The 5759-nt window shown below is 56.6% G+C and carries 8 protein-coding genes and 1 other RNA gene; 3 read left to right on the top strand and 6 right to left on the bottom strand.

Annotated elements, in window-relative coordinates; genetic code table 11:
• The 3 genes from VI895_11530 to VI895_11520 form a co-directional block, all read left to right on the top strand.
• Positions 1 to 288, top strand: a 288-nt coding sequence (locus tag VI895_11530; protein ID HLG20430.1) for a hypothetical protein, incomplete at its 5' end; no start/stop codon positions are given.
• Between the two features lie 12 nt (positions 289 to 300).
• Positions 301 to 822: a hypothetical protein gene (locus tag VI895_11525; protein ID HLG20429.1), complete on the top strand. Its 522-nt coding sequence runs from the start codon at positions 301 to 303 to the stop codon at positions 820 to 822.
• The gene (locus VI895_11520; GenBank protein HLG20428.1) at positions 819 to 1406 is read left to right on the top strand and encodes a prepilin-type N-terminal cleavage/methylation domain-containing protein; all 588 of its coding nucleotides are present in this window, start codon (positions 819 to 821) and stop codon (positions 1404 to 1406) included. Before VI895_11525 ends, VI895_11520 begins: the two co-directional genes overlap by 4 nt.
• Positions 1407 to 1428: 22 nt before the next feature.
• Here the strand turns inward: VI895_11520 and ssrS are convergent.
• The 6 genes from ssrS to VI895_11490 form a co-directional block, all read right to left on the bottom strand.
• A non-coding RNA gene (gene ssrS, locus VI895_11515) (6S RNA) lies at positions 1429 to 1611 on the bottom strand.
• Between the two features lie 264 nt (positions 1612 to 1875).
• Positions 1876 to 2673 carry a site-2 protease family protein gene (locus VI895_11510; GenBank protein HLG20427.1) on the bottom strand — a complete coding sequence of 266 codons (798 nt, stop codon included), beginning with the start codon at positions 2671 to 2673 and terminating at the stop codon, positions 1876 to 1878.
• A 29-nt stretch (positions 2674 to 2702) separates the two neighbouring features.
• Positions 2703 to 3554 (bottom strand): pantoate--beta-alanine ligase, encoded by an 852-nt coding sequence (gene panC, locus VI895_11505; protein HLG20426.1) that lies wholly within the window; start codon positions 3552 to 3554, stop codon positions 2703 to 2705.
• Positions 3487 to 4746, bottom strand: a complete 1260-nt coding sequence (gene coaBC, locus VI895_11500; protein ID HLG20425.1) for a bifunctional phosphopantothenoylcysteine decarboxylase/phosphopantothenate--cysteine ligase CoaBC — start codon at positions 4744 to 4746, stop codon at positions 3487 to 3489. Before coaBC ends, panC begins: the two co-directional genes overlap by 68 nt.
• Positions 4739 to 5506, bottom strand: a complete 768-nt coding sequence (locus VI895_11495) for a type III pantothenate kinase (GenBank protein HLG20424.1) — start codon at positions 5504 to 5506, stop codon at positions 4739 to 4741. The genes coaBC and VI895_11495 overlap by 8 nt, the downstream gene beginning before the upstream one ends.
• Positions 5503 to 5759: 3-methyl-2-oxobutanoate hydroxymethyltransferase (locus VI895_11490; protein HLG20423.1), on the bottom strand; the 257-nt coding region annotated here is incomplete at its 5' end. The genes VI895_11490 and VI895_11495, both read right to left, overlap by 4 nt.

The following is a 5759-nucleotide window of genomic DNA, read 5'->3' as shown; positions in this document are numbered from 1 at the left end:
ATTGAGCAGACCCGCCAGAACCTGAGGTTTAGAAGGATTTCCTTGGCCCCGGGGCAGAAGCAAGAAGTCGTTCAGCCTCCGTATCGGACGCACCTGGAGCGATTGAGCGATGCCCTCGAGTCCACCGTGGCGCGATACGTGATCCAGGTCCGCCCGATTCGGTTTATCCCGAAATTGGATCCATGGTTGGAACGTGGAATGGATGTCGGCCTGGTGGATACAAAACCAAACGCACCAATCGGCGAAGTGAGAATTGTAGCGCTACGGCGCCTCGAAAATGAACCGTGAGGAGGACGAAACATGATGTGGCGTAGACGAAAAAGCGTGGTGAATTTCAGACAGCAGGTTTGGTTTGCTCTTGAACTGGTGGCGGTCACCTTGGGATTTGTCATGCTGTGCGCCTTTTTTCTCTTCGTTCCTCCCTTGAGCTACCTTTTTGAAGGTGAGGAATCGACGGCCTGGGTGCTGGACGCGCTTCTTCGCGTCGTATTCATGAAATGGCCGGTCGTGATGGCCGCGTTGGCCGTGTGGTTCGGGATTGGGCTCCTTATGAGCCATCGTCTTTCGGGGCCTCTTTATGGGCTGGATCGCACGTTGCTGTCCTGGAAAAAGGGAGACCGGTCCGCGCGCGTGCGCTTTCGGAAATACGATTATCTTCTGCCGGCCAAAGATTCGCTCAATTCGTTTTTTGATCGGCAAGAAAACCTTTTTTTGGAGGTCCAGGCCGTTTTGGAGTCGATCGAAAAGAGCGGCGCGGGAGAGGCCAATCGGAAATCGGTGTCGGATCTTCTGGCCAAAATAAAGAAAACGGAGAACGAGTGAAGCGGAAATCCACCGTCCCGCCTCGGTTGAAAGGATTCACGCTCCTTGAACTCATGGTGGGTCTGGTGATTTTCACCATCGGCATCGTCGGTTTCAGCGGAATGATCATGATGCAGGCCCAGGGAACGCGGACCGCCCGAACGGCCGACGAGGCCGCCACGCTCGTGCAGTCGACGATCGAGGATATGACCGGTATCTGCTGGGATTATTTGGGCAATAATTCCAGCCTGCCGGCGCCGTCCGGCCTGACGAACGGAACGATCCGCGTGGAAGGCCCCTTAAACCGGAACGGCGAAGAGATCGGCGGCGGTAGTACCGGTCCATATCCCTACTATCGCCACGCCGTCGTGTGCAAATGGGGGGCGGTCGTGGGGGCCGGCTCACCGCCTTACCAATATTGCGGCTCCGGGCTGGCTTCGAACCGTCCACCCGAGCTTTCATGCCCATCGACGTTACTCGCGAGCAATAGTGAGAAGATGATCCGCGTGTTGGTGAATTGGACCGACAAGGGCGGGGCGTGCCATCATAAAGCGACCGACGCGATGGCCTTCGATTGGGACGGCCCGGGCGAACCCTGCGACTGAGAGACGGACGCTTGTCAAAGAAAAGCCCTCCGCAGATGCCGTGGGGCTGAGTGTTTTATCCCTCAAATCCAAGGGGGGCTCCGTATGATCCGCTTCTGGCTTCCCGAGCGCGCCGGGCATGCTCTTCACGGCCAGGGACAGTGCCCTTCATTACACTCATAAGGGAAAAAACAATAATCGCCCTTCACGTGCAACGCAGGGGGCTAACCTTCATTGTAGTAACGGATGGATTTGAGTCAATGGGAGAAGTGGCATGACTTTCCGCGTACTTACTAATGAGTTCATAAGTATGTCTACAGATTGCGAGCGGATTTTGAGCCGAGACTAGGAAGACAAGTGGGAAAACCGGAGGCGTATCCGCTGCGATACGTTGAGGCTTTTCCCGCGAAGTCTGCCGACGTCGCAGGCCAAAAGACGCCGCAAGATGTGGGTATACTTATGAATTCATTAGCAAGACTGGCACAAAAATTTATCGTGAAGGCGGGCGAAAATCGAAAGGCACGGCCGAAAAACAGACGGCCATCAATACGTACGTGAGAATTCCGAGGAGCCACCGCGTCCGTCCGATCGGCGTGACATCGTCGACCGGCGCTGGATGTCGAAAAATAAAGAGAAGAATCATGACGACGAATCCGAACCACATCGGATTGATACGAAAGGCGAGATAAACCAGGCCGAGCACCACTCCCCACGATACGATCCGCGCCCGTCTCCCGATCATGGCGTAAAGCATGTGACCTCCGTCCAGCTGACCCACCGGGAACAGATTGATCGACGTTACGAATAGAACGGCCCAACCGGCAAAGGCGGCGGGATGAAGAAAAACGTCCTGCGTCGAGGGTATGGGACCGAGTATTTTTTCGGACAGCCAGGAAAATAGCGCCGGCTCCCCCAAATAGAGCGTCTCTTTGCCCGCAATCTCGTTCATCGGCCGGATCTCGGAAAAATGGAGCCCCACGATAATAGCGGGAAGGGCCAGGGCAAGGCCCACCAGGGGACCTGCGACGCCGATATCGAACAGAGCCTTTCGGTTGGGGATCGGACTTCGCATGGCGATCACCGCGCCCAAGGTACCCAGGATATTGGGCATCGGAATAAAAATGGGGAACGTAGCTGCGACACCGTACTTCTTGCACATCAGGTAATGGCCGAGTTCGTGGCTCAGCAAGATCCCCATGATCGTAACGGCGTAGAGCGGACCGTGAAAGAGTGTCGCCATGCCGAACGTCAGGACAAAAAGAGTTCCGTGGATCAACCAGCGCTTCACAGAGATGTTACTTACCAGGAATCGCGTTTCTATGACGGAGGTAGGAGAATAATATTATCAACCAGGCGAGTTTTGCCGAGATAAGCAGCCGCTGCAAGGATGGATTTTTCGGAAATTCGATCGACACTCTCGAAATCTCTCCACCGCCGGGCCTCCAGGTATTGCACGCCAAGGGCGGGTTGAGCGTCGATATGTTTCCTGGCCTTCTCGACCAATTTTGCGGTCGAGCGCTCACCGCGCTCGAAAGCATCGTGAGCTTTTTTTAGGCCGGCATAAAGCGTCGGCGCCGTTTCGCGCTCGGCCGGAGTGAGATAGGCGTTTCGCGAACTCATGGCCAGGCCGTCCTTTTCCCGCACCGTAGGGCAGCCGATGATCGTCACGTCCAGATTCAAGTCGTTGGTCATTTTTTCAATCACACGAAGTTGTTGCGCGTCTTTCTGGCCAAAGTAAGAGCGATCGGGCCGAACCGTCGCAAACAATTTTAAGACGACGGTACAGACGCCGCGAAAGAAGTCCGGCCGAAATACGCCTTCCATCGGTCTGCTGATCAAGGTTTCCTCCACGTGCGTCGAGCGGTCCTTCGCGTACACCTCATCCGTCGGCGGGAAAAAAAGGAAGTCGACCCCTGCGTTCTTGGCCAGCGCGCGATCCGTTTCAATCGGCCGAAGATACTGGCCGAAGTCCTCTTTCGGTCCGAACTGCAGGGGATTTACAAAAATACTCATGACCGTACGGTCGCATTCGGCTTTGGATCGCCGTACCAGCGAGAGGTGGCCCTCGTGGAGCGCCCCCATCGTCGGCACGAACCCGATGCTATGCCCTTGCCGTCTCGATTCTCGAAGCGCGGCTTTTAGATCGTGAATGCTCTCGACGACCCGCATGTGAAGTCTCCTTTTTCGTTCGCATCTTTTCAATACGATCCCAAAGCGCGCGAGCCACAGCGTCTTTGGTGACATTCTGCCAGGTCTCGGATTGCTCGGAATTCACGAATGCAACGGATGTCCGGTCTTGAAGAAATCCCTTGGCCTCGCCTTCGACCTCGTTGGCGACAATCAGATCGACATTTTTGGATCGCAATTTTTCTCGAGCGTGCTCGACGACCCGTTCGGTTTCCGCAGCGAAGCCGACGACGAGATCTCCGGGGCGTCGTCGGGCCACCGCCAAGGATAAGATGTCCGGCGTCGGGACGAGCGTAACACTCAAAAACTTGGAGGATCTTTTTATTTTTGAGGAGGCCGCTTTCTTGGGGCGATAATCGGCTACAGCCGCGGTCCCGATGAATACGTCTGCCGGAAGGGCCGCCTCGACTCTTGCTTTCATTTCTTCGGCCGAGGTCACCGGGACGAACGTCGCCGAAAAGTCCGGGCGAGCGGAAAGCGGACCGTGAACGACCGTGACGTCGGCGCCTCGTGTTGCGGCTTCCCGCGCGACGGCCAGGCCCATTTTCCCGGAGGAGGGCGAGGAGAGAAAGCGAACGGGGTCCAAATATTCCCGCGTCGGTCCGGCGGTGACGATGACCCGGACGCCTTTCATGGATTCCCGTTTACGAAGAAGTTTCATGACGGAATCGGCGATCGTGATCGGTTCCGCCATTTTCCCCTGGCCGATCTCGCCGCAGGCGAGTTCCCCTTCGATCGGCCACACGATGTTGCAATCCCGCCGTCCGAGCGATTCGAGATTCTCGCGGACGGCCGAATGATTCCACATCGCGGTATTCATTGCGGGGGCCAAAACCACAGGCCCGCGAAACGCAAGGTAGGCGGTGGAAAGGAAATCCGGAGCGTCCCCGTGGGCGAAATGAGCCAAACTGTTCGCGGTGGCGGGTGCCACGACGAGAAGGTCGGCCCATCGCACGATTTCGATGTGCGCCGTGCCGAACGCCCCGTCGCCGAAGAGATCCGTATAGACGGGGGCACGCGTAAGGGATTCGAACGTCAGCTTGGTCACAAACTGTTGGGCCGCAGCAGTCATGATGACGCGTACTTCGGCGTCTCTCCGTTGAAACTCCCGAACCAATTCGCAGCTCTTGTAGGCGGAGATTCCCCCGCAAACGCCCAGCAAAATTTTAGCCATGTTGAGACCTCAAATTCTCGTAGATAAAACGAAGCCCTTCCAGCGTGAGCGTCGGGTAGAGTTGAAAATGGGGGTCGATATACGGAGCGAGCATATCGATCGTTCCCCCTTTGCCGACGACGGCGACCTCTTTTTCTCCGAGATCCTCTTTCATTTTGCTGACCAGGCCGTCGACCATTGCGGCGTAACCGAAATGGATGCCGCTGCCAATCGCTTCCAGTGTGGTCGAACCAATAGCGCGCTTCGGCCGGTCCAAAGCCCCACGCCGGATCAGAGCCGTGGAGGAGAAAAGAGCATCGAGGGAGATTCCCACGCCGGGAGCCAGCGCCCCGCCCAAGAATTGTTTTCGACGATTGAGGACGCTGACAGAAATGGCCGTCCCGACGTCCACGACGATCACCGGCGCGCCGTATTTGCGGACGGCCCCCTCCATGTTGGCGATTCGATCCGCGCCTAGAGAGCGTGGATCGGCAAGGGCGATTTCAAACGAAATGGGACTTTCGTGCGATACAAAATGGACATCCACATCTTTCGCCAGAGGCTTCAATTGTTCCGTGATGGCGGGGACGACGGAAGCTGCCGTGATCTGTTCGGTGGCTTTGAGCGAAATACCAACGGGGCGAAGAAATTCGTTGATGAGATTTCGATAGTCGTTCGTCGTTCGACGGATATCGGTTTCCACCTGGGATTGACGGACCAACACGTCGTTGCGGAAGAGAGCAAACGCCGTCTTGGTGTTCCCCACATCCACGGCAATCATGCTTTCCCTTCCTTCACGTGGGTGACGTACGTCTTCGCCGCCTCGACAATGATGCTTCGCAAGTTCGCCGTCGGTTTCACAAACTTGGGGACATGCGAAACGGTGTTTCCAAGGAGGTCGTTGACGACGAGGACCTGTCCGTCACAACCGGGTCCCGCTCCGATTCCGATCGTCGGAATCGGGATAGCCTTCGTGATTCGGACAGCCACTTCCGCGGGAACGCACTCCAAGACGACGGCGAACGCGCCTGATT

This window comes from Bdellovibrionota bacterium, assembly GCA_035292885.1.
GTDB lineage: Bacteria > Bdellovibrionota_G > JALEGL01 > JALEGL01 > DATDPG01 > DATDPG01.
Note: the sequence above shows the minus strand (reverse complement) of the source record. Positions and strands in the feature narration are given on the sequence as shown.